The 23,848-nt window shown below is 54.6% G+C and carries 19 protein-coding genes; 15 read left to right on the forward strand and 4 right to left on the reverse strand.

Translation table 11 applies throughout. From position 1 onward, the window contains the following. The first annotated feature begins 17 nt into the window (after nucleotides 1–17). Nucleotides 18–2,162: a hypothetical protein gene (locus HV041_RS14610; RefSeq protein ID WP_121584320.1), complete on the forward strand. Its 2,145-nt coding sequence runs from the start codon at nucleotides 18–20 to the stop codon at nucleotides 2,160–2,162. Continuing rightward, on the forward strand, nucleotides 2,132–2,848 hold the full coding sequence (locus HV041_RS14615) for a DUF3142 domain-containing protein (protein ID WP_165712226.1): 717 nt from the start codon (nucleotides 2,132–2,134) through the stop codon (nucleotides 2,846–2,848). Before HV041_RS14610 ends, HV041_RS14615 begins: the two co-directional genes overlap by 31 nt. Here the strand turns inward: HV041_RS14615 and cueR are convergent. Further along, nucleotides 2,845–3,255, reverse strand: coding sequence for a Cu(I)-responsive transcriptional regulator (gene cueR, locus HV041_RS14620; RefSeq protein ID WP_003021822.1), 411 nt, complete (start codon nucleotides 3,253–3,255; stop codon nucleotides 2,845–2,847). The two genes, HV041_RS14615 and cueR, sit on opposite strands and share 4 nt — an antisense overlap. 290 nt (nucleotides 3,256–3,545) lie before the next feature. On the opposite strand from cueR, the gene HV041_RS14625 reads away from it, so the two are divergent. The 10 genes from HV041_RS14625 to ybaK all read left to right on the forward strand — a co-directional run bounded on the left by HV041_RS14625 (nucleotide 3,546) and on the right by ybaK (nucleotide 15,092). Further along, the gene (locus HV041_RS14625; RefSeq protein ID WP_121584318.1) at nucleotides 3,546–5,690 is read left to right on the forward strand and encodes a TonB-dependent receptor; all 2,145 of its coding nucleotides are present in this window, start codon (nucleotides 3,546–3,548) and stop codon (nucleotides 5,688–5,690) included. A 2-nt stretch (nucleotides 5,691–5,692) separates the two neighbouring features. Then, nucleotides 5,693–6,517: an ABC transporter substrate-binding protein gene (locus HV041_RS14630; protein ID WP_048212393.1), complete on the forward strand. Its 825-nt coding sequence runs from the start codon at nucleotides 5,693–5,695 to the stop codon at nucleotides 6,515–6,517. 18 nt (nucleotides 6,518–6,535) lie between these two features. After that, nucleotides 6,536–7,873, forward strand: a complete 1,338-nt coding sequence (hutW, locus tag HV041_RS14635) for a heme anaerobic degradation radical SAM methyltransferase ChuW/HutW (RefSeq protein ID WP_182294238.1) — start codon at nucleotides 6,536–6,538, stop codon at nucleotides 7,871–7,873. Nucleotides 7,874–7,885: 12 nt separating this feature from the next. Further along, entirely contained in the window at nucleotides 7,886–8,380 is a 495-nt protein-coding gene (gene hutX, locus HV041_RS14640) for a heme utilization cystosolic carrier protein HutX (RefSeq protein WP_003847520.1), read from the forward strand. Next, on the forward strand, nucleotides 8,380–9,003 hold the full coding sequence (gene chuY, locus HV041_RS14645; RefSeq protein ID WP_048212395.1) for an anaerobilin reductase: 624 nt from the start codon (nucleotides 8,380–8,382) through the stop codon (nucleotides 9,001–9,003). Before hutX ends, chuY begins: the two co-directional genes overlap by 1 nt. A gap of 51 nt (nucleotides 9,004–9,054) precedes the next feature. Next, nucleotides 9,055–10,047, forward strand: coding sequence for an iron ABC transporter permease (locus HV041_RS14650; protein WP_121584316.1), 993 nt, complete (start codon nucleotides 9,055–9,057; stop codon nucleotides 10,045–10,047). Beyond that, entirely contained in the window at nucleotides 10,044–10,814 is a 771-nt protein-coding gene (locus tag HV041_RS14655; RefSeq protein ID WP_121584315.1) for a heme ABC transporter ATP-binding protein, read from the forward strand. Before HV041_RS14650 ends, HV041_RS14655 begins: the two co-directional genes overlap by 4 nt. Nucleotides 10,815–10,960: 146 nt before the next feature. Further along, the gene (copA, locus tag HV041_RS14660) at nucleotides 10,961–13,462 is read left to right on the forward strand and encodes a copper-exporting P-type ATPase CopA (RefSeq protein ID WP_121584314.1); all 2,502 of its coding nucleotides are present in this window, start codon (nucleotides 10,961–10,963) and stop codon (nucleotides 13,460–13,462) included. A 154-nt stretch (nucleotides 13,463–13,616) separates the two neighbouring features. Continuing rightward, complete coding sequence (locus HV041_RS14665; RefSeq protein WP_121584313.1) at nucleotides 13,617–14,411, forward strand: TraB/GumN family protein; 795 nt, start codon at nucleotides 13,617–13,619, stop codon at nucleotides 14,409–14,411. 201 nt (nucleotides 14,412–14,612) lie between these two features. Next, nucleotides 14,613–15,092, forward strand: a complete 480-nt coding sequence (ybaK, locus tag HV041_RS14670) for a Cys-tRNA(Pro)/Cys-tRNA(Cys) deacylase YbaK (RefSeq protein WP_003021794.1) — start codon at nucleotides 14,613–14,615, stop codon at nucleotides 15,090–15,092. A gap of 181 nt (nucleotides 15,093–15,273) precedes the next feature. On the opposite strand, the gene ushA is transcribed toward ybaK, so the two are convergent. Continuing rightward, nucleotides 15,274–16,926, reverse strand: coding sequence for a bifunctional UDP-sugar hydrolase/5'-nucleotidase UshA (gene ushA / locus HV041_RS14675; RefSeq protein ID WP_121584312.1), 1,653 nt, complete (start codon nucleotides 16,924–16,926; stop codon nucleotides 15,274–15,276). 174 nt (nucleotides 16,927–17,100) lie between these two features. Here ushA and fsr point away from each other — a divergent pair, with 174 nt between their 5' ends. Both fsr and ybaL read left to right on the forward strand, forming a co-directional pair. Then, nucleotides 17,101–18,321, forward strand: coding sequence for a fosmidomycin MFS transporter (fsr, locus tag HV041_RS14680; RefSeq protein ID WP_121584311.1), 1,221 nt, complete (start codon nucleotides 17,101–17,103; stop codon nucleotides 18,319–18,321). Nucleotides 18,322–18,546: 225 nt separating this feature from the next. Continuing rightward, nucleotides 18,547–20,226, forward strand: coding sequence for a YbaL family putative K(+) efflux transporter (gene ybaL, locus HV041_RS14685; RefSeq protein ID WP_121584310.1), 1,680 nt, complete (start codon nucleotides 18,547–18,549; stop codon nucleotides 20,224–20,226). Between the two features lie 92 nt (nucleotides 20,227–20,318). On the opposite strand, the gene gsk is transcribed toward ybaL, so the two are convergent. After that, nucleotides 20,319–21,623 (reverse strand): inosine/guanosine kinase, encoded by a 1,305-nt coding sequence (gene gsk / locus HV041_RS14690; protein ID WP_121584309.1) that lies wholly within the window; start codon nucleotides 21,621–21,623, stop codon nucleotides 20,319–20,321. 152 nt (nucleotides 21,624–21,775) lie between these two features. Between gsk and aes the strand changes: the two genes are divergently transcribed. Next, on the forward strand, nucleotides 21,776–22,735 hold the full coding sequence (aes, locus tag HV041_RS14695) for an acetyl esterase (protein WP_121584308.1): 960 nt from the start codon (nucleotides 21,776–21,778) through the stop codon (nucleotides 22,733–22,735). Here the strand turns inward: aes and hemH are convergent. Beyond that, nucleotides 22,732–23,694, reverse strand: a complete 963-nt coding sequence (gene hemH, locus HV041_RS14700; RefSeq protein ID WP_003021775.1) for a ferrochelatase — start codon at nucleotides 23,692–23,694, stop codon at nucleotides 22,732–22,734. The two genes, aes and hemH, sit on opposite strands and share 4 nt — an antisense overlap. Nucleotides 23,695–23,848 lie beyond the last annotated feature (154 nt).

Here is a 23,848-nt window from a genome sequence, read left to right on the forward strand (position 1 = left end):
AGACAGGAAATAAGACTATGGTCAGGAAGACACCCCTTGCCTTTGCCCTTTGCACGTTATTAACCGCCGCCCCGCAGGCATTCGCCTCTTTCGATATGGAAGACTGCAAATGGAGCGACGACAGCTGCCTGCTGAAAGGCACGCCGACCTTTAATCCGAATAACGACAGCCGCGATAACCTGCTGCGGCTGCTGAGCCAGGAAAAATCATTTGCTCTGCCGGTGCAATCAATGCCAGCGGATATCACCCGCTCCCGGGATTTCTATTTTGCCTATCACCCGCAGTGGGATGAGGCTTCCCCGCAGCCAACCGCTGCTCCGGCATCCGGCGAAAACAGCCCACTCTCTCAACAGATGGCCGAACTGAACATTCGCGCAGACGAAATAAACGTCAACGACGCTGAGCTTGAGAACCGTCATGTTTCGAATAACACCGAGAGCGTCAGCGCGTTTTTTGCCGCACTGCTGGCCGACTCGACGTTAACGGCGGAACAGCGCCAGGCCTTAGCCCAGGCGCGTACGGGGCTGCTATCCGGGGCAACCCGCGAGCAAATTGAGTCTTCACTTGCCACTCTCCCGGCTGATTCACCCGCTCTGTCCTATAAAAATTATCTGGCCGCGGCCGCCAGTTTCTATGCCGGTGATTATGCCAGCGCCGAACGGGATTTTACTCAGCTTGCCAAAAGTGAGCATCCGTGGCTGGCAGAGACCGCGCAATACATGCTGATGCGTGCGGCGTTGAACAAGAGCAGCCAGAACAGCGTGGGCGAGTACGGCGATTTTGATATTGCAAAAATTAACCGCGAGGACGCGACTCAGGCTCAGACACAGGCGCAGGCCTATCTGCAACGTTACCCGCAAGGCCTGTATGCCGACTCCGCGCGCGGTATGCTGCGTCGCATCAACTGGTATTTACAGGCGTGGCCGCAGCTGGCCGGGTTGTATGAGCAGACGCTCCAGCAGTCGGCTGACGCTCGGCAACTGCGTGAAATTGTCATCGAATACGATAATGTCTACGGTATGGCGTTCTACGAACAGTCCGTGGTGGAAGCATTCCCCGATGCGCCGCATGTCAGCTATATCGAACTACTGCGCGCGCTGCGTCTGGATAACAACAGTAAACCCACGCTGACCCAGGCGCAGCTCGATGCCAGCAAACCGGTGTTTGAGCAGAGCCAAAAACTACCGCTATGGCGCGATCTGCAACTGAATCTGTGGCTGGCGACGGAGAACTACGCGGCGATTATTCAGGCCGTTACGCCAGCGCAGAAACTTGCCGCTCACGATACGCTCGCCTTCAGTGAACAGGTACTGTACGGCGAAGCGCTGATGGGCCAGAAGAACTGGCGCGCGGCGCGTGATTTCTGGCAGCAGTTGCTAAAACTCAGCCAGGACAACGAACAGCAGCAGTATGTACAGGCTAAGCTCGCCGCAACGCTGGTTTATAGCGGCGACGTGGCAGCGGTTTTTGCCCCAGAAAGCGCAGTCACCAACCTGCGTTTTCGCTCGCAGATACTTAAAACACAGGCCTCGCCTGAACTGCTGCGCCAGCAGGCCGTCCATGGACCTAACAATGAAGAGCGTACCATCGCCCTGCATACGCTGCTGGTACGAGATCTTACCGAAAACCGCTTTGGCGACTGGTTGAATGACAGAAAGCTGGCCAGCGCCATTACCCCACCGGTTATTGGCGACGCGTTTGCTGACGTTAATCTGAGTATTTTCGACTGGAATGGCGATGCCGCTCAAGCCGGTTACACCTGTCGCATCCTCAATGAAACGGTAACGGTATTGAGCAAAAAAGCGGATGATGCCCACGCGCTGAACTGCTTAGGCGAATTCTTCCGCACCACGCAAACCCACGTTGATTTGTGGAAAAACAGCGCCGGTAACGATGTACTTGAATCAGCAATCTCGCGCAAGGAGCCGTTCGGCCAGTTCGACAGGCAAAGCTACTATCAGCAGGTAATCACTTCGCCAAAAGCAGAGGTTGAAGACAAGAGCTTCGCGCTGTATCGCGCCATCATGTGCTATGCGCCGTCAGGTTCTAACGAGTGCGGCGGTGAGGAAGTGGATAAACTGCAGCGTAAAGGCTGGTTCACCCAACTGAAAACGCAATATCCGGGAAGTCCGTGGGCGCAAAAACTCAAATACTACTGGTAACCGCGCTGCTGGTCGGACAGGCACAGGCGGCGGATATCGTCGCCACCCGTGAACATCCGGCCTTCTGGCTGTGGTCCGGCGTGAAGGCCAGTGATGAGCTGAAAGACGCACAAACGGTCTATCTGCATCAGGGTGAGGTGCTGATTCGTTCGGGTAACGTGGTTTTCCAGCGTCTCGGGCTGCCGGTCAGCCGCCTGTCTTTTCCCTCAATCTGGCTGACCGTGCGCTTTACCACGCTCGACGTACCGGAGGCGCTCCCGGCTCGCATCATCAGATTGATGCAACGCTGGCAGACCGCCGGGAATCACGTGGTCGGCCTGCAGGTTGATTTTGACGCGGCGACCCATCAGCTTGCCGATTACGCCCGCTTTCTGCAGCAATTACGCCAACAGCTACCGGCCGAGTTCGCGCTTGGCGTGACTGGACTTCTGGATTGGGCAAAAACGGGCGACGTCGCCACGCTGAATGCGCTGGCGGTCGATGAACTGGTGGTCCAGAGCTATCAGGGCCGTCATACGGTAACGAATTATCAGGCGTATCTGCCTGCACTCAGTCGTCTGCGCATTCCGTTTAAGCTGGGGCTGGTGCAAAACGGTAGCCGGGACCCGCAGGCTGAAGCGCAGCTTGAGAAATCCCCGTGGTACCGCGGCACGGTGGTATTTATGCTTAATCCCCCTCGCCGTTAAGCCTTCGCTTTATGGTGGCAGCAGCCGGAGAGGTTATCGATTATCGGGCATTCGGCGCTGTCATCGCCAGGGCAACTCTCCGCCAGTGCCAGCAAATGCAAGCGCATGGCCTGCAGCTCGCTGATATGCCGCTCAATATCCGCGACCTTTTCTAAGGTACGCTTTTTCACATCTGCGCTATGACGCGCCGGATCGTTAAACAGATTCACCAGTTCGCCGCACTCTTCGAGATTAAAACCCACCTGGCGTGCCTGGCGCAGCAGCGTCAGTTCATTCAGATGCTGTTGGTTGTATGTGCGATAACCATTTTCGCTACGCAGCGGCGGCGTCACTAAGCCTTTTTCTTCATAAAAGCGTATCGCTTTGCTGGTCAAACCGGTTCTTTTCGCAACATCGCTAATATTCACATTTCCCCCGCGGATCTTGTTGGTACTGAGCCCCATTATAGCCCAGATTGTCGTAATGATTTACCCGAGAACTCTGCACATTTTCCACCATCACCGCGATGCGCAAATCCTTTTAATTCACATTGTTATATCCGATTCAGATCACATTTATGCATTTAATGACTGCACGAAATTGACTCAAATCAAAAGATATATTGGTTCTACATCTTTCATCTTGAACAAAGGGAAACAATTTTATATATAAACGCGAATGATAATGATGATCATTTACATTCAATAAAGGTTCTCTTATGTTGCCACGGAATAACCAAAGGCCATTTATTCTTTCAGCCCTGACATTATGCATGTCCGGCGCCGCTTTTGCAGCTACCTCTCCAGCACACGCTTCTACGTCCGACGAAGACACGGTGATCGTCACGGCTAACCGCACAGAAAGTAGTCTTTGGGATAGCCCGGCAACCATCCAGGTTATCGATCGCCAGACGCTGCAAAATTCCACCAGCGTTTCTATTGCTGATGATTTACAAGATATTCCCGGCGTCGAAGTCACCGATAACGCCCTCGCAGGGCGGAAACAAATTCGTATCCGTGGCGAAGCCTCTTCGCGGGTGCTGATTTTGATCGACGGCCAGGTCGTCAGTTACCAACGTGCCGGACAAAACTACGGAGCCGGTTTGCTGATTGACGAATCCGCGCTGGAACGGATTGAAGTGGTCAAAGGCCCCTATTCTGTCCTCTACGGTTCGCAGGCGATTGGCGGCGTCGTGAACTTTATTACCAAAAAAGGCGGCGATAAGCCCCTCGGCGGCAGCGTTAAGGCTGTTTATAACTCCGCAACGGCAGGATGGGAAGAATCAGCAGCGGCCTGGGGCAGCATCGGAAACTTTGACTACCGCATCAATGGCAGCTATTCCGACCAGGGCGACCGCGACACACCTGACGGAAGATTGCCCGACACCAATTTCCGTAATAACGGCCAGGGCGTGTGGCTGGGTTACAACTTCGATCGCCACAAAATCGGACTCTCCCTCGATCGTTACAAACTGTCCACTCAAACCTGGTTTGACGATCCGGAAGGCCAGTTCGACGACTTTAGCGTCAAAATTCCTAAGCTGGAACGCGAGAAAATCGGTCTTTTCTACGACTACGCGGCCGATGGGGATTACCTGAAGAACATCCATGTTGACGCATACACCCAGACAATAGAGCGCAAATTTGAAAACCGGGTCAAAACGACCCAGGTTATCCCCAGCCCGATGATTAAAGCGCTGACGGTCAGCAATCAGACCAATACCAACGACAAACAGTATACCCAGGGGGTAACGCTACAGAGCAACTTCTCCCTGCCTGCTAACAACGAGCTGGTGATTGGCGCTCAGTACCAGCATGACAAAATAAAACAGGACACGGACGGCAGCACGCGCCAGACCGCGGCTACCGGCTTCTTCGATACGCAAACCCGTACCCTGTCATACAACGAAGCGGAGCAAAGCAACACCTCATTGTTCGCGCAAAACGACTGGCGCTTTGCCGATGACTGGACGTGGACCGTGGGCGCCCGCCAGTACTGGCTGTCTTCGAAGCTCAATCGCAACGATACGCAAACCCTGCAAAGCAGCGGCAGCACCTGGCAATCCACCGGAGGAAATTCCGTTCACGATGATGAACTGGTGACCTCAACCAGCCTACGCTATTCCGGTTTTAAAGATCTTGAACTCCGGGCTGCATATGCCCAGGGCTATGTCTTCCCTACGCTGACTCAGTTGTTCACACAGACGTCCGCAGGCGGCAGCGTGACCTACGGCAACCCAAACCTGAAGGCGGAACACTCGAATAACTATGAGCTGGGCGCGCGGTATAAAGGGAATATGTGGCTGATAGACGGCGCCATTTATTACTCCGAAGCTAAAGACTATATCGCCAGTCTGGCTTGTTCAGGTCAACCCGTATGCAGCGGTAATACCACCTCTTCACGGGGCGGCTATTACTACTACGACAACATCGATCGGGCCAAAACCTGGGGCATGGAACTCACCGCAGAATACAACGGCTGGGCGGTATCACCTTACCTGAGCGGTAATCTTATTCGCCGTCAGTACGAAGGCAATACCCTTAAAACCTGGGATACCGGCGAACCTACGCTGACCGGGCGCGTCGGCCTGAAACATACCTGGTTGATGAACGTCGCTAACCTGACGTCCGATGTCTTTATCCGCGCGGCGTCCAGCGCCAAAGATAATACCGGCACCACGGAAATCAACTACCCGGGCTGGGCCACGCTTAACCTCGCATTCAACGCCGAGTTCGGTCCGCAGGATCAGTATCAGGTCAACCTCGCGCTCAACAACCTGACCGACAAGCGTTACAGAACCGCGCATGAATCTATTCCAGACGCTGGTTTCAATGCCGCCATTGGCTTTGCGTGGAATTTCTGACGATGAAAAATCTCTTGATTGGCTTACTGAGCCTCGCCTGCGTTTTTAGTGCCCAGTCCGCCGACCGCCTGGTGGTGGCGGGCGGATCGCTTAGCGAACTGATTTACGCCATGGGTGTCGGCAACCGGGTGGTCGGCGTCGATGAAACCACCTCGTATCCGCCCGAAACTGCCGCACTCCCGCATATCGGCTACTGGAAGCAGTTAAACAGCGAGGGCATTTTATCGCTGCATCCGGACAGCTTTATCACCTGGCAGGATGCAGGCCCTCAAATCGTGTTGGATCAGCTGCGGGCGCAAAAAGTTAACGTCGTGACGTTGCCGCGCGTACCGGCCACCGTTGAGCAAATGTACGCCAACATCCGGGAACTGGCTCAAACCCTGCGCATTCCCAAACAAGGTGAGACGTTGATCGATCGCATTCGTCAACGTCTGGATCGCGTTCAGCACAGCGTGGCAGCAAAAAACGCGCCGGTCAAAGCCATGTTCATTCTCTCCGCTGGCGGCAGCGCGCCACAGGTCGCCGGCAAGGGTAGCGTTGCCGATGCCATTATGACCCTTGCGGGCGCACAAAATGTCGCCACTCACGCGCAGTACAAAAGCTACAGCGCGGAATCGCTGATCGCCGCCAACCCAGAGGTGATCGTGGTGACGTCGCAAATGGTGGATGGTGGTCTGGCTCGTCTGAGCGCAATAGCCGGTATTACCCACACTGCGGCCTGGAAAAACCAGCGCATTGTGGCGGTAGACCAGGCGCTGATTCTGGGTATGGGGCCGCGCGTCGCCGATGCGGTTGAAGCCCTGCACCAGCAATTCTGGCCTCACTAACTGGATTTATAAAGAACAATGAAAACTGAACACTCGCTGGATCTCACCGCGCATTTTGCGCTCGAGGGAAGTAAGCCCTTTAAGGATCGCCGCGCCACGATGCCCTGGCGTGGGGCGATCCCGGTTGCCAAAGAGCTATTGTCACAAACCTGGCAGGAGGTCATCAGCCAGCCAACCCCACCGCGGAAACGGTTGGTGTACTTGCATATCCCTTTTTGTGCAACACATTGTACTTTCTGTGGGTTTTATCAAAACCGGTTTGAAGAGGATCACTGCGCCCGCTATACCAACGCGCTGCTGCGCGAAATAGAGATGGAAGCCGATAGCCCATTGCATCAGTCGGCCCCGATTCACGCCGTCTATTTTGGCGGCGGTACACCGTCTGCGCTGTCGGCACGGGATCTGGCCAGAATCATCACCGCACTGCGTGACAAGCTACCTCTGGCGCCGGACTGCGAAATCACTATTGAGGGGCGGGTACTCAATTTTGACGATGCGCGAATAGATGCCTGCCTTGACGCTGGCGCCAATCGATTTTCGATCGGTATTCAGTCTTTTAACAGCCGGATCCGCAAAAAAATGGCGCGCACTTCGGACTGCCCGACCGCGACGGCCTTTATGCAGGGGCTGGTAAAACGGGATCGAGCCGCCGTGGTGTGCGATCTGCTGTTTGGTCTGCCAGGACAGGACGCAAAGGTGTGGGGCGAGGATCTGGCGATTGCTCGCGACATCGGCCTCGACGGTGTAGATCTTTATGCGCTGAACCTGATCCCTAATACACCGCTTGGCAAAGCGGTTGAAACCGGGCGTACAACGGTTCCCTCCCCTGCCGAACGCCGCGATCTCTATCTTCAGGGCTGCGATTTTATGGACAACGCGGGCTGGCGCTGCATCAGCAACAGCCACTGGGCGCGAACCACGCGGGAACGCAATTTGTACAACCTGCTGATTAAACAGGGAGCAGACTGTCTGGCATTCGGCTCTGGCGCAGGAGGGTCGGTCAATGGCTATTCCTGGATGGTCGAGCGCAATCTGACCACATGGCATGAATCCATCGTCGCCGGAAAAAAACCGCTCATGATGATGATGCGCACCGCCGAGCGTGGTTTCCAGTGGCGACACACCCTCCAGGCCGGTATCGAAACGGCCCGCGTCCCGCTGGATGAACTGACGCCTCATGCACAAAAACTGGCCCCGCTACTGACCCAGTGGCATCACGCAGGACTGACGCGAGATGCCAGTACCTGTTTGCGCCTGACCAATGAAGGGCGTTTTTGGGCGAGCAATATTTTGCAGTCTCTTGATGAACTGATTCAAACACTTAACGCGCCGCGTATTGCGGTAGAGCAACCATAAAAGGAGTGAAGTATGAGCCATGTCTCTTTACAGGATTTTTTGAAAACTGAGCCGGACGGTACGCTGGAAGCTATCGCAGCCCAGTACAACACCACGCTGCTGGAGGTGGTGAAAAACCTCCCCTCCCCGACGCTGGTTTCCGGCAGTCAATTTGATACCGTCTGGGAAACCGTCAGCGAATGGGGCAAAGTCACCACCCTGGTCCATACTGCTGATGTCATACTGGAATTCACGGGTGAATTACCTTCAGGATTCCACCGCCACGGTTACTTCAACCTGCGCGGCAAAAAAGGCATGACCGGTCATATCAAGGCAGAAAACTGCACGCATATCGCCCTGATTGAACGCAAATTTATGGGCATGGACACCGCGTCCATTCTCTTCTTTAACCAGGCGGGTAGCGCTATGTTCAAAATTTTCCTCGGTCGGGATGAGCATCGTCAGCTACTGGCCGACCAGGTCAGCGCCTTTCACGCGCTGTCTTCATCCTTAAAGGAACATGCCTGATGGCTCCATGGCTCATTTTTGGTGCGGGTGGTAGCGGCGTCGGCGCGAAAACGCTGGCACTCGCACTGGCGGAACAACGTCCGGTGATTGCCGTCGTTCGCAACGCGCAGGTCGCTGCCGGGTTGCAGGAAAAAGGAGTGCAGGTCTTCATTGGCGACGCCTGCGACAGCCAGGTCACCGCCTGTGCCTGTCGCGCAGCGGGTCAACATGCCACGGTGATCTCCTCCATGGGCGGTGCCGAGGATTATCTGGCGCACAGAACCGTCATTGATGAAGCAGAAAAAGCGGAGATCAAACGCATGATTCTGGTGACTTCGCTTGGCTGTGGCGACAGTTGGCCCTTTTTATCCCCACGCGCCAGGGCCGCATTTGGTCAGGCTGTACGGGAAAAATCGTTGGCTGAAAGCTGGTTACAAACCAGTCAACTGGACTACGCCATTCTCCGCCCCGGCGGTTTACTGAACGGTGCAGCCACAGGTCAGGCGCAACGGATACAGGCCGAGGAGTGCCATGGTTTTGTGATGCGCGCAGATGTTGCCAGGCACATTCACGAACTGGCTACAGCTCCGTCACTCAATAACCAGATTTACAGTTTGGTTGAGCCAGGACTGAAACCCGCGTAAACCCCTCGCGGCGCGGGAACTTCGCGCCGCAAAGACGTTATGGAGCGTTGCGTGCTTAAGGACTCGCTTTCTTCCGTCAGCATTCTGACGGGTCTTTCTCTGTTGTTGGTCGCTCTGATGCTCTTCGGAGCCAGCCAGGGGGCGCTGAACATTAGCTTCAGCGCGCTGTTCAACGACGAATACCGTGACATCTGGTTGAACATCCGCCTGCCCCGCGTGTTGCTGGCCGTTCTGGTAGGCGCAGCGCTGGCAACGGCAGGGGTCATTATGCAGGGGCTTTTTCGCAATCCGATGGCCGATCCTGGCCTGCTTGGCGTCAGTAGCGGCTCCGCGCTGATGGTCGGCATCGCGATAGTTATCCCCTTTTCGTTTCCCGTGGTGTTGGTGCTGTATGAGCAGATGATTTTTGCCGTCGCGGGCAGCATGGTGGTCTGCACGATTATTTTCCTGATAAGCCAGCGGCATAACCACGGCGGAATGATGCAACTGCTGTTAGCCGGCATCGCTATCAATGCTCTGTGCGGTTCGGCTATTGGCGTGCTGAGCTATGTGGGCGATGAGCAGCAGCTACGTCAACTTACACTGTGGATGATGGGCAATCTAGGCCAGGCCCAGTGGCCAACGCTGCTGGTTGCCAGTACCTTTGTTCTTCCAGCCATTGCTATCACCGTCTGTATGGCGGGCACGCTTAATTTGCTGCAATTGGGCGATGAAGAGGCGCATTACCTCGGCGTGAACGTCAAACGTAAGCGCCAGCAGTTACTGGTGCTCAGCTCGCTACTGGTTGGTGCTGCCGTTTCCGTCAGCGGCGTAATTGGCTTTATAGGCCTGGTGATCCCGCATCTGATCAGAATGACTACCGGCGCCGATCATCGCTGGTTGATTCCCTGCTCTACATTGGCGGGCGCCTGTCTACTCCTGATTGCCGATACGCTGGCCCGCACTCTGGTGCAGCCTGCCGAAATGCCCGTTGGCCTGTTAACCAGCCTGATCGGAGGACCGTATTTTCTGTGGTTAATCCTGCGTAGCCGGAGGGTGTCATGATCGTCGCAGAAAATCTGATCTACAACATTCAGGGGAGACGACTGACCGACGATGTTTCCCTGACGCTACCCCAAGGAGAGATCGTCGCGATCCTTGGCCCGAATGGCGCCGGGAAATCGACACTGCTACGCCAGCTCACGGGTTATCTGCAACCTCACAGTGGGCGCTGTAGCTTATTCGGCAAGCCGCTGAACGAATGGTCAATCACCGAGCTGGCAAAAACCCGTGCCGTGATGCGCCAGAACAGTCATATGGCCTTCCCGTTTAGCGTGCAGGAGGTTATCCGCATGGGCAGGCATCCGTATCGCACGCGCAATACGGGCGATGAAACGGAACACATCATGACGTTGTGTGACTGCCAGGCGCTGGCCGCGCGCGATTATCGGCATCTGTCGGGAGGAGAACAACAGCGGGTACAGCTGGCACGTCTGCTGGTTCAGCTTTGGGAGCCCGAGCCTCGGCCCAAATGGTTGTTTCTCGATGAACCCACTTCCGCCCTGGATATTCACCACCAGCAGCACCTTTTTCGTCTGCTGCGTCGTCTGGTGCGTGAACGGCAGTTTAGCGTCTGCTGCGTCCTGCACGATCTCAACCTCGCAGCGCGTTATGCCGACCGCGTGGTATTGATGGAGCGCGGCAGGATTGTTGATAACGGGTATCCGCAGGATGTCCTGAAGCAACGGGCGCTGAACGCGCTGTACGGTGCCGATCTCACGGTCATAAATGAACCGGAGCATCGAACGCCGCTTATCGTTCTCAATCAATAACAGACCGGGAACGCTCTGAGGTGACGTTCCCGTTTTTTCCCCTTCGCCCCTTTTTTCATCTTTTCTAAAAACACCCTTGACCTTCCCCTTGCTGGAAGGTTTAACCTTTATCACAGTCAGTTAAACCTGCAATGAAGGAGTTGGTTATGTCTCAAACAATCGATCTAACCCTGGACGGTTTGTCCTGTGGTCACTGCGTAAAACGCGTTAAAGAAAGTCTGGAACAACGTCCGGATGTTGAGCAAGCGGATGTCACTGTGACTGAAGCGCATGTTACCGGGAGCGCCAGCGCAGAAGCGCTGATTGAAACCATCAAACAAGCCGGTTACGGCGCGGAGTTAAGCCACCCAAAGGCTAAACCGCTGACGGAGTCATCAATCCCGTCGGAAGCACTGGCAGCGGTCCCTTCCGAGCTTCCGGCAGCTACGGCTGATGATGACAGCCAACAGTTGCTGTTAAACGGCATGAGCTGCGCCAGTTGTGTGACCCGTGTACAAAATGCGTTGCAAAGCGTACCGGGTGTCACCCAAGCACGGGTAAACCTGGCGGAACGCACTGCGCTGGTAATGGGCAGTGCCTCCGCCGCAGATTTAGTGCAGGCGGTTGAAAAAGCGGGCTACGGCGCAGAAGCCATTGAAGATGATGCTAAGCGCCGCGAGCGTCAGCAAGAAACCGCCGTGGCAACCATGAAACGTTTTCGCTGGCAGGCGGCCGTCGCGCTGCTGCTGGGTATCCCGGTCATGGTATGGGGAATGATTGGCGATAACATGATGGTGAGTGCCGACAACCGTAGCCTGTGGCTGGTAATTGGTCTGGCAACACTCGCCGTGATGGTCTTCGCAGGCGGTCACTTCTACCGCAGCGCGTGGAAAAGCCTGATGAACGGCACCGCAACCATGGATACACTGGTCGCGCTGGGCACGGGGGTGGCATGGCTCTATTCCATGAGCGTCAACCTTTGGCCGCAGTGGTTCCCGATGGAAGCGCGACACCTCTATTATGAAGCCAGCGCCATGATTATTGGTCTGATTAACCTCGGACACATGCTGGAAGCGCGGGCTCGCCAGCGCTCGTCCAAAGCGCTGGAAAAACTGCTCGATCTGACGCCGCCGACCGCACGCGTCGTTACTGACGAAGGTGAAAAGAACGTACCGCTGGCAGACGTTCAGGCCGGAATGTTACTGCGCCTGACCACCGGCGACCGCGTTCCGGTCGATGGCGAAATTACCCAGGGCGAAGCCTGGCTGGATGAAGCGATGCTGACCGGTGAGCCGATTCCGCAACAAAAAGGCGAAGGCGATAGCGTCCACGCCGGTACGGTCGTCCAGGACGGCAGCGTACTGTTCCGCGCCAGCGCTGTTGGCAGCCACACCACGCTGTCACGCATTATTCGCATGGTGCGTCAGGCGCAAAGCAGTAAGCCCGAGATTGGTAAGCTGGCCGACCGTATCTCCTCGGTGTTCGTTCCGGTGGTGGTGGTGATCGCGCTGGTGAGTGCCGCTATCTGGTATTTCTTTGGCCCGGCGCCGCAGATTGTTTATACGCTGGTCATCGCCACCACCGTCCTGATTATTGCCTGCCCGTGTGCGTTGGGTCTGGCAACGCCGATGTCGATTATTTCCGGCGTGGGGCGTGCCGCTGAGTTTGGGGTACTGGTACGCGATGCCGATGCGCTGCAACGCGCCAGCACGCTTGATACCGTCGTCTTTGACAAGACTGGGACGCTGACCGAAGGTAAACCGCAGGTTGTCGCCATCAAAACGTTCGGCAATACCGACGAAGCGCTGGCTGTTCGCCTGGCAGCGGCCCTTGAACAGGGTTCCAGCCATCCGCTGGCCCGGGCGATTATGGATAAGGCGGGCGATGTGACGCTGCCGCAGGTCAATGGTTTCCGTACGCTGCGCGGTTTAGGCGTCAGCGGGGAAGCTGAAGGCCATACGTTATTACTGGGTAACCAGGCGCTGCTCAACGAACAGCACGTTGCTACCACCGAAATGGAAGCCGAGATCACGGTTCAGGCTTCCCAGGGGGCAACCCCGGTGCTGTTAGCCATTGACGGGCAAGCGGCAGCCTTGTTAGCGGTACGTGACCCATTGCGCAGCGACAGCGTGGCAGCGCTTCAGCGTCTGCACCGCGCCGGCTATCGTCTGGTGATGCTCACCGGCGATAACCCAACGACGGCCAATGCTATTGCCAAAGAAGCAGGTATTGATGAGGTGATAGCCGGCGTACTGCCAGACGGTAAAGCGGAAGCCATTAAACGTCTGCAGAGCCAGGGACGTCAGGTCGCCATGGTCGGTGACGGCATTAACGATGCCCCTGCCCTGGCCCAGGCCGATGTGGGTATTGCAATGGGCGGAGGCAGCGATGTGGCGATTGAGACCGCTGCGATCACGCTGATGCGTCATAGCCTGATGGGCGTTGCTGATGCGCTGTCTATCTCGCGGGCAACGCTGCGTAATATGAAGCAGAACCTGCTCGGCGCATTTATCTACAACAGCATCGGTATCCCCGTTGCCGCCGGGATTCTGTGGCCGTTCACCGGAACCCTGCTGAACCCGGTAGTTGCCGGAGCGGCGATGGCGCTCTCTTCTATTACCGTGGTGAGCAACGCCAACCGACTGCTGCGCTTTAAACCGAAAGAGTAACCCTTTGCCGAACGGCGCTCTCGTTTATCCGGCCTACAAAAAGTAGGTGATAATGTAGGCCGGATAAGACGATTTCGCGTCGCCATTCAACGATTCACGGATTGCACCTTCCTGGACCACGCGCTAGCATGGAAGTCTACTCAAGGGAGGCCGTATGGATTTGTTATACCGGGTAAAAGCATTATGGTCTGCACTGCGCGGTAACCATTATACCTGGCCGGCCATCGATATCTCTTTGCCTGGCAACCGCCATTTTCATCTGATCGGCAGTATTCATATGGGTAGCCGGGGTATGGCCCCTCTGCCTGCCAGATTACTGAAAAAACTCAGCCACGCTGACGCACTGATTGTCGAAGCCGATGTCTCCGGTGACGATACTCCGTTTGCCAATCTTCCGGCCTTTGCCACGCTGAAAGAACGCATCAGCGAAGAGCAGTTGCGCAATCTGCAAAAAGTTTCTGCCGATCTCGGTATTTCCCCTTCCCTATTTTCGACTCAACCCCTGTGGCAAATTGCCATGATCTTACAAGCCACGCAGGCGCAACAGCTGGGATTACGGGCGGAATATGGCATTGACTACCAACTGCTCAAAGCGGCTAAACAGACGCAAAAACCCATTATTGAACTGGAAGGCGCCTCCAGCCAAATCGACCTGTTATGCCAATTGCCTGATAACGGTTTGGCTTTGCTCGACGATACCCTGACGCACTGGCATACCAACGCCAGGTTGCTGCAACAAATGATGGGCTGGTGGCTTGAATCACCACCACAAAATGGCGAACTCACATTACCCAACACATTCAGCCAGTCGTTATATGACGTACTCATGCACCAGCGTAATGAGGCCTGGCGGGACAAACTCAAGGCAATGCCTGCGGGCCACTATGTGGTCGCTGTGGGCGCACTGCATCTATATGGAGAGGGAAACTTACCGGAGATGATGCGATAAAAAAATGGCCAATATTTCTATTGGCCCGTCAAAGAGGAATTTCATCATTATTATTATGCCGACGCTTAAAGCATCGGTGTAGGTCGATTGTCGCTCAAAGTCATCATCCTGCCAATACTATTGCGCAAGATGGTACTATTTTTTCCACCGCCATCAGGCGTATGCTTATGGCGTATTTTGTCTGGGCCAGGAAAAATTGCTATGACACCCGCCGTTAAACTACTCGAAAAAAACAAAATTTCTTTTCAGATCCACACCTACGATCACGATCCGTCCGAGACGAATTTTGGCGACGAAGTGGTCCGTAAATTAGGACTGAATGCGGATCAGGTCTACAAAACGCTGCTGGTTGCCGTGAATGGCGATATGAAACATCTGGCGGTTGCCGTCACACCGGTAGCCGGTCAACTGGATCTCAAAAAGGTTGCCAAAGCTTTGGGCGCCAAAAAGGTCGATATGGCCGACCCCATGGTCGCGCAACGCACTACCGGCTATCTGGTAGGCGGTATCAGCCCGTTGGGGCAGAAAAAAAGATTGCCGACGCTTATCGACGCGCCAGCCCAAACGTTTGACACCATTTATGTTTCCGGCGGCAAACGCGGACTGGACATCGAACTGGCAGCGAGCGATCTGGCGAAAATTCTGGATGCGAAATTCGCCGATATCGCCCGCCGGGATTAAGCGGTTATAGAATGACTGCCTGATGGCGCGCAGCTTTAAGGCCTACAAATCGAATACTCAACAGGGCGTTATTGGTGAAGGCAGTTTGGACTCGGCCAGCGCGCAGGAACCGGAGCGTACATGAAGTACGTGAGGATTCCGAGCACTGCCCGTGTTCAAAATGGCGAACAAAATAGCCCTGTTACTGCCAGCTCACCTCACCCTTCGGCTCATACATACTGGCATCCAGCGGTGAGTTCTTCTGCACGTACTCTTTCAGCACTTCCGCATCAATAAACCCGGTATTCACATAGCCTGGTTTGTTATCAATACGCGGATAACCATCACCGCCGGTGGCGTTGAAGCTCAGCGTTGCCATACGATAGGTTTTGGCTGGGTCAACGGGCTCGCCTTTGATTTTCAAATCGTTAAGCTTGCCGTCTTTCGCCACAAAGCTGACGTTGGCAAACTGCGGATAGGCCCCGGAGTCCGGCTTCATTTGCGCCACCGCGGTCAGATAATCAATCACTTCTTTCCCGCTCATATCGGCGTACACCACGATGTTGCCAAACGGCTGTACCTTCAGCACGCTCTTATAGGTGATATCGCCGCCTTCGATGGAGTCACGGATGCCGCCGCCGCTCATCACGCCAAAATCAGCGCTGGTTCGCGCCATTTGCGCAGCCAGCAGCAAGCGCCCCATATTGGTTTGCACGAAACGGACTTTGCTACGGTCGCCTTCCAGACGCGCATTGACGCTGCCGATTTTCACGTCGAGCTGCGCTTTACCTTTATTCTGGAACGGCGTCAGCAGCGAAAGCATTTGCTGATTTTCAGCAATCTCCGGAGTGTAGAGTACGCGCTCACTTTTACCGTTGTCCCAGGTCACTTTTTTCTTCAGGTTAACGGGGATGAGCTGGTAGTTAACCATTTTCATTTCGCCGTTGCGGAACTCAAAGTCCGCCCGCCCCACGTATTTCCCCCACTCATGCGCCTGTACAATCCAGATCCCATTTTGCTTATCTGGCGCACACGGCGTCCCCGGGACGTAATCCACCTGCTTCTTGTTTTCCGCAGCCATACACACCGGATCCTGTGAGTGACCCCCCACAATCATCGCCAGCGCCCCAGCGGGCAGGCTACGCGCCATTTCGACATCGCCAGGGGCGTTCGAGCCATGATTGCCGTTGTCATAATGCCCCATATGGGTGGTCGCGATAATGATGTCTGGCTTTTCATTCATATTGAGTTCCTGGATAACCAGCTTTGCTTCTTCCGCAGGTTTGCGAAACTCAATATCGGTGAAGAACTCCGGGTTGCCAATTTTCGCCGTATCGTCAGTGGTTAAACCGAGTACGGCAATTTTTAAATCCTGGCGCTTAAAGATGGCCCACGGCTTAAATAAACGCTCGCCGGTGCTTTTCTGATAAATATTGGCCGAGAGAAACGGAAATTTGGACCATTTTTCCTGCTGGCGCAAGACGGTCAGCGGATTATCAAACTCGTGGTTACCGACCGCCATCGCGTCATAGCCAATCAGGTTCATGCCGCGAAAATCAGGTTCCGCATCCTGCAGATCGGACTCCGGTACGCCGGTATTAATGTCACCGCCGGAAAGCAGCAGTACGCTGCCCCCTTCCTCAGCCACCGCTTTACGAATACCGTCCACCAGCGTTTTTTGCGCCGCCAGCCCATATTCCCCGTATTCACTACGCCAGAAGTGACCGTGATGATCGTTGGTATGTAGAATGGTAATTTTATAGGTTTTATCTTTTTCGTACGCCTGTGCAGGCTGACCTGCCAGCGTAAATGCGGCTAATAGCGCCAGCGCCACGCCCCGTTTCAAAAACGTCATATTTCTCTCCCTGAGCCAAAATCAACGACTGAAATTACAATGATATGAAATAATAACCGAAAATGTTTTCAGAAATGAGACTTCCTTCAAACATCTTCCGCAGGTATGTTAGTCAGGTAATAATAACAAATTAGATTACCCTCATAATCGCAACCCAAACAGAAGTGACTTTCTATGGCAATAAGTGAACCAACCCAGCCAGTGGCTGGCGCGTCAGCGTCGGTTGCTAAAGCACGCACCTCATTTGGCATTTTAGGGGCGATCAGCCTCTCTCATCTGCTAAACGATATGATCCAATCGCTGATTCTGGCGATTTATCCGCTTTTACAGTCAGAGTTTTCACTGACGTTTATGCAGATCGGGATGATTACGCTAACCTTCCAGCTCGCCTCCTCGCTGCTGCAACCGGTTGTCGGCTACTGGACGGACAAATACCCAATGCCATGGTCGCTACCGATTGGAATGTGCTTCACGCTGAGTGGGCTTGTGCTACTGGCGATGGCAGGCAGTTTCCATATGGTCTTGCTCGCCGCAGCGCTGGTTGGTACCGGGTCTTCAGTATTCCATCCGGAATCCTCTCGCGTGGCGCGTATGGCCTCCGGTGGCCGTCATGGGCTGGCTCAATCTATTTTCCAGGTCGGTGGTAACTTCGGTAGTTCTCTGGGGCCGCTACTGGCCGCTGTCATCATCGCGCCATACGGTAAGGGTAATGTGGCCTGGTTCGTACTGGCGGCCCTGCTGGCGATTGTGGTACTGGCACAGATTAGCCGTTGGTACGCCGCACAACATCGGATGAGTAAAGGAAAGCCAAAGGTCGCCATCGTCAATCCGCTACCACGAAATAAAGTGGTACTGGCGGTGGGGATTCTGCTGGTGCTGATTTTCTCCAAATACTTCTATATGGCGAGCATCAGTAGCTATTACACCTTTTATCTGATGCAAAAATTCGGATTATCGGTACAAAATGCTCAGTTCCACCTGTTTGCCTTCCTGTTTGCCGTTGCGGCCGGGACGGTAATTGGTGGGCCATTAGGTGATAAGATTGGCAGAAAATACGTTATTTGGGGCTCTATCCTCGGCGTAGCGCCGTTTACCCTCATTTTGCCCTATGCAACCCTTGAATGGACTGGGATTTTAACCGTGATTATTGGTTTTATCCTTGCATCGGCCTTTTCTGCCATTCTGGTCTACGCGCAGGAGCTGCTTCCGGGCCGTATCGGTATGGTTTCTGGGCTATTTTTCGGTTTTGCCTTCGGCATGGGCGGCTTGGGTGCCGCGGTGTTAGGGCTGATTGCCGACCATACCAGTATCGATTTGGTCTATAAAATATGTGCTTTCCTGCCTCTTCTGGGGATACTGACCATATTCTTACCTGATAACCGACATAAAGCCTGATTTTCTGACGGCCAAAAGTAAACTTTGGCCGTCATCACTTACAGTGATCATCAGCCTTTGCCTCATACATCCCCCCGTAGTTTTCCGATCCGTGCTTTTTTACGCTTAAAATCCTATTTTCATCAAAATTCAATAATTATTCATAAACATAAACATTAAAATTGTCATAAACTATTACTCGGAATTTGGGTTTTCAGGATCAACACAGCAACCAAAGGAGACGGAATGCATCACGCCACCCCGCTTATCACCACCATTGTCGGCGGCCTTGTGCTCGCTTTTATATTAGGCATGATTGCCAATAAACTACGTATTTCTCCTCTGGTGGGATATCTGTTAGCGGGCGTTCTGGCCGGTCCATTTACACCTGGTTTTGTTGCTGATACCAAGCTTGCCCCTGAACTGGCGGAGCTTGGCGTTATCCTGCTGATGTTCGGCGTGGGGCTGCACTTCTCCTTGAAGGATTTAATGGCGGTAAAGTCCATCGCCATTCCCGGCGCTATCGCCCAAATCGCCGTGGCGACGCTGCTGGGTATGGCGCTTTCAGCCGTATTAGGCTGGTCGCTGATGGTCGGTATCGTCTTTGGGCTGTGTCTTTCAACCGCCAGTACCGTGGTGCTGTTACGTGCGCTTGAAGAACGGCAGCTCATTGATAGCCAGCGCGGGCAAATCGCGATTGGCTGGCTGATTGTCGAAGATTTGATGATGGTGCTGACGCTGGTTCTCCTGCCTGCTGTCGCCGGAATGCTGGAAAAAGAAAACGTCGGCTTTACTTCGCTGGCCGTCGATATGGGCATTACCATCGGCAAGGTCGTAGCATTTATCGCTATTATGATGCTGGTGGGTCGCCGGCTGGTGCCGTGGATTATGGCCCGCAGCGCCGCAACAGGTTCCCGCGAACTGTTTACCCTGTCAGTCCTCGCCCTCGCATTAGGTATCGCCTTTGGCGCAGTAGAGCTGTTCGATGTCTCCTTTGCACTGGGCGCGTTCTTTGCCGGTATGGTGCTGAATGAATCAGAATTGAGCCACCGTGCGGCGCACGATACCCTACCGCTACGCGATGCTTTCGCCGTGCTGTTCTTTGTTTCCGTCGGGATGCTGTTTGATCCGTTAGTCCTGATCCAGCAGCCGCTGGCCGTGCTGGGCACGCTGGCGATTATTATCTTCGGTAAATCCGTCGCCGCCTACTTCCTGGTACGCCTGTTTGGGCACTCTCAGCGTACGGCGCTCACCATTGCTACCAGCCTGGCGCAGATTGGTGAATTTGCCTTTATCCTGGCGGGTCTGGGAATGGCGCTGAACCTGTTACCTCAAGCCGGGCAAAACCTGGTGCTGGCAGGTGCGATTCTCTCCATTATGCTCAACCCGGTACTGTTTGCTGTATTAGAGAAATACCTCGCCAAAACCGAAACGCTGGAAGAGCAGACGCTGGAAGAGGCCATCGAAGAAGAGAAGCAGATCCCGGTTGATATTTGTAATCATGCACTGCTGGTCGGTTTTGGTCGTGTCGGCAGCCTGTTGGGTGAAAAGCTGATGGCGGCGGGTATCCCGCTGGTCGTTATTGAAACATCGCGTACCCGCGTGGATGAACTGCGTGAGCGCGGGATCCGTGCCGTACTCGGTAATGCGGCTAACGAAGAAATTATGAATCTGGCGCATCTGGATTGCGCACGCTGGCTGCTGCTGACCATTCCAAATGGTTACGAAGCCGGTGAGATTGTCGCTTGTGCGCGTCAGAAGTGCCCGTCGATTGAGATTATCGCCCGCGCCCATTATGACGATGAGGTTGAGTACATCACTGAACGTGGTGCCAATCAGGTGGTGATGGGTGAACGTGAAATCGCCCGGACTATGCTGGAGCTGATTGAAACGCCGCCTGCAGGTGACGTTGCTACTGCCAGTTAATGTTACGTGCCGGATGGCGGCGTAAAACGCCTTATCCGGCCCACATATTGCTACGCGTAGGCCCGATAAGCGTAGCGCCATCGGGCAAGAACTCAGCGATCCCAGTACGACTCTTCGAGGCTGTCTTCACGTTCCGGCAAACCCCGCGTCAGACGCGGGGAATGCTGGTTCAGCACCTGATAACTCACGCGGTTGGCATATTTACACACCTGGGCTAAAGATGAATAAGTCAGCCAGGTATATTTGTGCTTACTGGAGTTGGGCACATTACCGCGGTGATAGCTGTTGGCGGTAATATCATGCAGCAATGCCGCCAGTGCGCCGTCGCCAGCACCGTTGGTATTCATGATCTTTTCTGGCCCGCCCATATACGGTGCGATGTGCGAATACACACGCAGCGGATTAGTACAGTCTTTATGGCGCATGGCGCGACTAAACTCGTACTGGTTGAATTCGGCAATCGCCCCTGGCAGCAGTGGATGCTGAGTTTTGCGTTTCGCCTCTTCTTCAGTAAAGCCGGCCATATACAGACCTGCCGGACCCGCAGTACACAGCACCAGATCCACCCAGTCCAGCGCCTTGTCAGACGCCAGCAGCGGATCGTTCTCGCCGGTCAACGCTTCGGCTTCTTCTTCGTTCATCGCCAGAATAGAGACATTCTCTTTGAGGAATGCCTGCCACCACTGCGGGTTATCCGCAATAACGAATTTGGTGCCCAGCGTCAGTACCACCGGCACATTGTGTTTTTTAGCGTATTCAATCGCCTTCATGGTCGCTTCCGGCATCGGTTCGCCCGGCTTACAGCGCACCAGATAGGAGGTCAGCACCAGCGCGGAAGCCCCGGCAATGACTGATTCAGGGATGCTATCCGCGCGCAGTTGGTTCATGTGACCAGGGCTGATGGCAAATGTGCGTTCGCCGGATTCACCAATCAGCGTAAAGCAGCGGCCAATAGGGCCATCTACACCCTGTAGATAGTTCAAATCGGTGCGGCTGGAGGTGTTGCATAAATAGCGATACGCGTAGCTACCAATTTCGATATTACTGCACATCACCCCCAACAGTACCGAACGGTCATCTGCCAGCACGGAGTAGTTATGCATAGTGTTACCGATGGTGCCACCTGCAAACTGATGGGTGATCAGGTTTTCGCGTACCAGCTCCTGGTAGAGCGCTTCCGCAACATCATCTTCAATCACCAGAGAGTGCCCGGCGCTTAATCCATAACGTTTTACAAAATCATCATCCACTTTGGCTTCAATATCTACCAGCGTCTGGTCGATACCGACAACCCAGGCTGCGCTGGTTTCATTTTCTGGCTGAATTTGTTGCAGCAACGGATCGCGCGCGCTGACGGGAAAATAGTGTTTGGATTTACGTTTACCGGGAAATTTCATGGTCGATTTTACGGGTGGTTAACTGAGCGATGCATGGTAGCACATTCCCTGCTGCGCATGCGATGCGGCGCTGAGTTTCAATATCGGACGGTGAGATCGCAGTTTATCCGGGATTAATTTCTACAATAACTCACCTTCACAAGGAGCGTTTTATGAAGCCGGAAAACAAAATCCCCGTACTCGACAAAATTTCGGATGAAATGAAAAGCGTGGTGAATTTTCATCGCGACGACTTGCCGCCGTGGCCCGCTGCCGATGACTTTGTGGCCCAGCGCCAACACTACATTCATGAGCGGCAGCTGTGGAATGCCGATGCCCCGCAGATGCATACCCGCGAATGCGTGATTTCTACCGCGTGCGGCCCCGTTGCCACACGCATCTACGCTCCGCAGCCCCAAAGCCAGGCGACGCTGTATTACCTGCACGGCGGCGGTTTTATTCTCGGTAATCTCGATACCCACGACCGTATTATGCGTTTACTGGCGCATTACACCCAGTGCACGGTGATCGGCATCGACTATTCGCTGGCGCCGGAGGCCCGCTACCCACAAGCCATCGAAGAGATCGTCGCCGTTTGCCAGTACTATCATCAACATGCTGGCGACTATTCCCTCAATATCAATACGATTGGTTTTGCGGGCGATTCCGCCGGAGCCATGCTGGCGCTTGCCAGCGCGCTGTGGCTGCGGGATAAACGCATTGTCTGCGGCAAGGTGGCTGGCGTGCTGTTGTGGTATGGGCTTTACGGGCTGCAAGATTCACTGAGCCGACGGCTGATGGGCGGAGCGTGGGATGGGTTAACCCGCGAGGATTTGCAGATGTATGAAAACGCGTACCTACGTAGCGCTGACGATCGCGAGTCACCGTACTATTGCCTGTTTAATAACGATCTGACACGTGACGTGCCGCCGTGTTTTATCGCCGGTGCGGAGTTCGATCCGCTGATCGACGATAGCCGCTTATTATTCCAGACGTTACAGGCGCATCAGCAGCCCTGCCAGTACAAAATGTATCCCGGTACGCTGCACGCCTTCCTGCACTATTCGCGAATGATGAAAACCGCCGATGATGCATTGCGGGAAGGCGCTCGTTATTTCAGAGCCCAGCTTTAACGGTAGGCGGCGGTCAGTTTAACCATCATTTCGATATGTTCCGGTGTGGCATTAAGCGCCGGAATATACTCATATTGCTTACCGCCAGCCTCAAGGAAAATTTCCCGGTTTTGCACCGCTATCTCTTCCAGCGTTTCGAGACAATCAGCCGCGAAGCCCGGACACATAACCTGGATATGTCGGGTTCCTTTCTCCGCCAGCATTTTTAACGTTTCGTCGGTATACGGCGTCAGCCAGGGTTCGCGGCCAAAGCGAGACTGGAAGGTCATCATGACTTTTTCCGGCGGCAGACCAAGCGCTGAAACCAGCTCACGCGTCGTATCGCGACAGCGCTGCGGGTAGTCATCGCCTTCATCGGCGTAGCGCTGCGGAATGCCGTGATAGGAAAGCAGCAGCAAATCAGGTTCGCCATGTTGAGCAAATGAATCCCGGGCACTCTTGGCCAGCGCATCTATGTAGCTGCTGTCATCGGCGTAATCACGAATAAAAGAGACGCCGGGAATACCGCGTTTACGCGCTAAGATGCGCGCCAGCTCGTCCCAGACTGCCGCCACTGTCGAACAGGAATATTGCGGGTACAGCGGTAACACCACCATGTGTTCTACTCCGCTTGCCAACAGTTCATCGACCGCGCTTTCGAGCGACGGCGAACCGTAGCTCATCCCCAGCGCGACAGGCGTATCAGGCAGACGTTGTGCCAGCGCCTGCTGTTGCGCCTTGCTGTAGACCATCAGCGGGGAACCGTCTTCCATCCAGATTGACTGGTACAGCTTTGCCACACGCGGCGCTCGCAGCGGCAAAATCACACCGCGCAGCAGTGGCCACCACAGTGCAGGGGACGTATCGACTACGCGTGGATCGCTTAAAAACTGGCGCAGGTAGCGCTTAACGGCTTCGGGGGTTGGGGCATCGGGAGTGCCGAGGTTTGCCAGCAGGATACCGGTTTTCGTCTGACGCATTACCGCCTCTTATCGATTCAAATTGTTGATAATTGTAGCGGAAAAGCGATAAAGAAGAACTAATTGCTGTGAGAGGTAAGACGAGAAGTTGCCTGATGGCGCCGCGCTTATCAGGCCTACGAGATAATGGCAGGCCTGATAAGAGGTTTATTAC

Origin of the sequence: Citrobacter sp. RHBSTW-00029 (genome assembly GCF_014104295.1) — a bacterium.
GTDB lineage: Bacteria > Pseudomonadota > Gammaproteobacteria > Enterobacterales > Enterobacteriaceae > Citrobacter > Citrobacter youngae.

Coding starts and splice junctions, on each gene's coding strand:
- HV041_RS14625 (WP_121584318.1), top strand. CDS start 3,546: ATGTTGCCACGGAATAACCAAAGGCCATTTATTCTTTCAGCCCTGACA.
- ybaL (WP_121584310.1), top strand. CDS start 18,547: ATGCATCACGCCACCCCGCTTATCACCACCATTGTCGGCGGCCTTGTG.
- HV041_RS14665 (WP_121584313.1), top strand. CDS start 13,617: ATGGATTTGTTATACCGGGTAAAAGCATTATGGTCTGCACTGCGCGGT.
- ybaK (WP_003021794.1), top strand. CDS start 14,613: ATGACACCCGCCGTTAAACTACTCGAAAAAAACAAAATTTCTTTTCAG.
- aes (WP_121584308.1), top strand. CDS start 21,776: ATGAAGCCGGAAAACAAAATCCCCGTACTCGACAAAATTTCGGATGAA.
- copA (WP_121584314.1), top strand. CDS start 10,961: ATGTCTCAAACAATCGATCTAACCCTGGACGGTTTGTCCTGTGGTCAC.
- HV041_RS14610 (WP_121584320.1), top strand. CDS start 18: ATGGTCAGGAAGACACCCCTTGCCTTTGCCCTTTGCACGTTATTAACC.
- hutW (WP_182294238.1), top strand. CDS start 6,536: ATGAAAACTGAACACTCGCTGGATCTCACCGCGCATTTTGCGCTCGAG.
- gsk (WP_121584309.1), bottom strand. CDS start 21,623: ATGAAATTTCCCGGTAAACGTAAATCCAAACACTATTTTCCCGTCAGC.
- HV041_RS14630 (WP_048212393.1), top strand. CDS start 5,693: ATGAAAAATCTCTTGATTGGCTTACTGAGCCTCGCCTGCGTTTTTAGT.
- ushA (WP_121584312.1), bottom strand. CDS start 16,926: ATGACGTTTTTGAAACGGGGCGTGGCGCTGGCGCTATTAGCCGCATTT.
- fsr (WP_121584311.1), top strand. CDS start 17,101: ATGGCAATAAGTGAACCAACCCAGCCAGTGGCTGGCGCGTCAGCGTCG.
- chuY (WP_048212395.1), top strand. CDS start 8,380: ATGGCTCCATGGCTCATTTTTGGTGCGGGTGGTAGCGGCGTCGGCGCG.
- hutX (WP_003847520.1), top strand. CDS start 7,886: ATGAGCCATGTCTCTTTACAGGATTTTTTGAAAACTGAGCCGGACGGT.
- HV041_RS14655 (WP_121584315.1), top strand. CDS start 10,044: ATGATCGTCGCAGAAAATCTGATCTACAACATTCAGGGGAGACGACTG.
- hemH (WP_003021775.1), bottom strand. CDS start 23,694: ATGCGTCAGACGAAAACCGGTATCCTGCTGGCAAACCTCGGCACTCCC.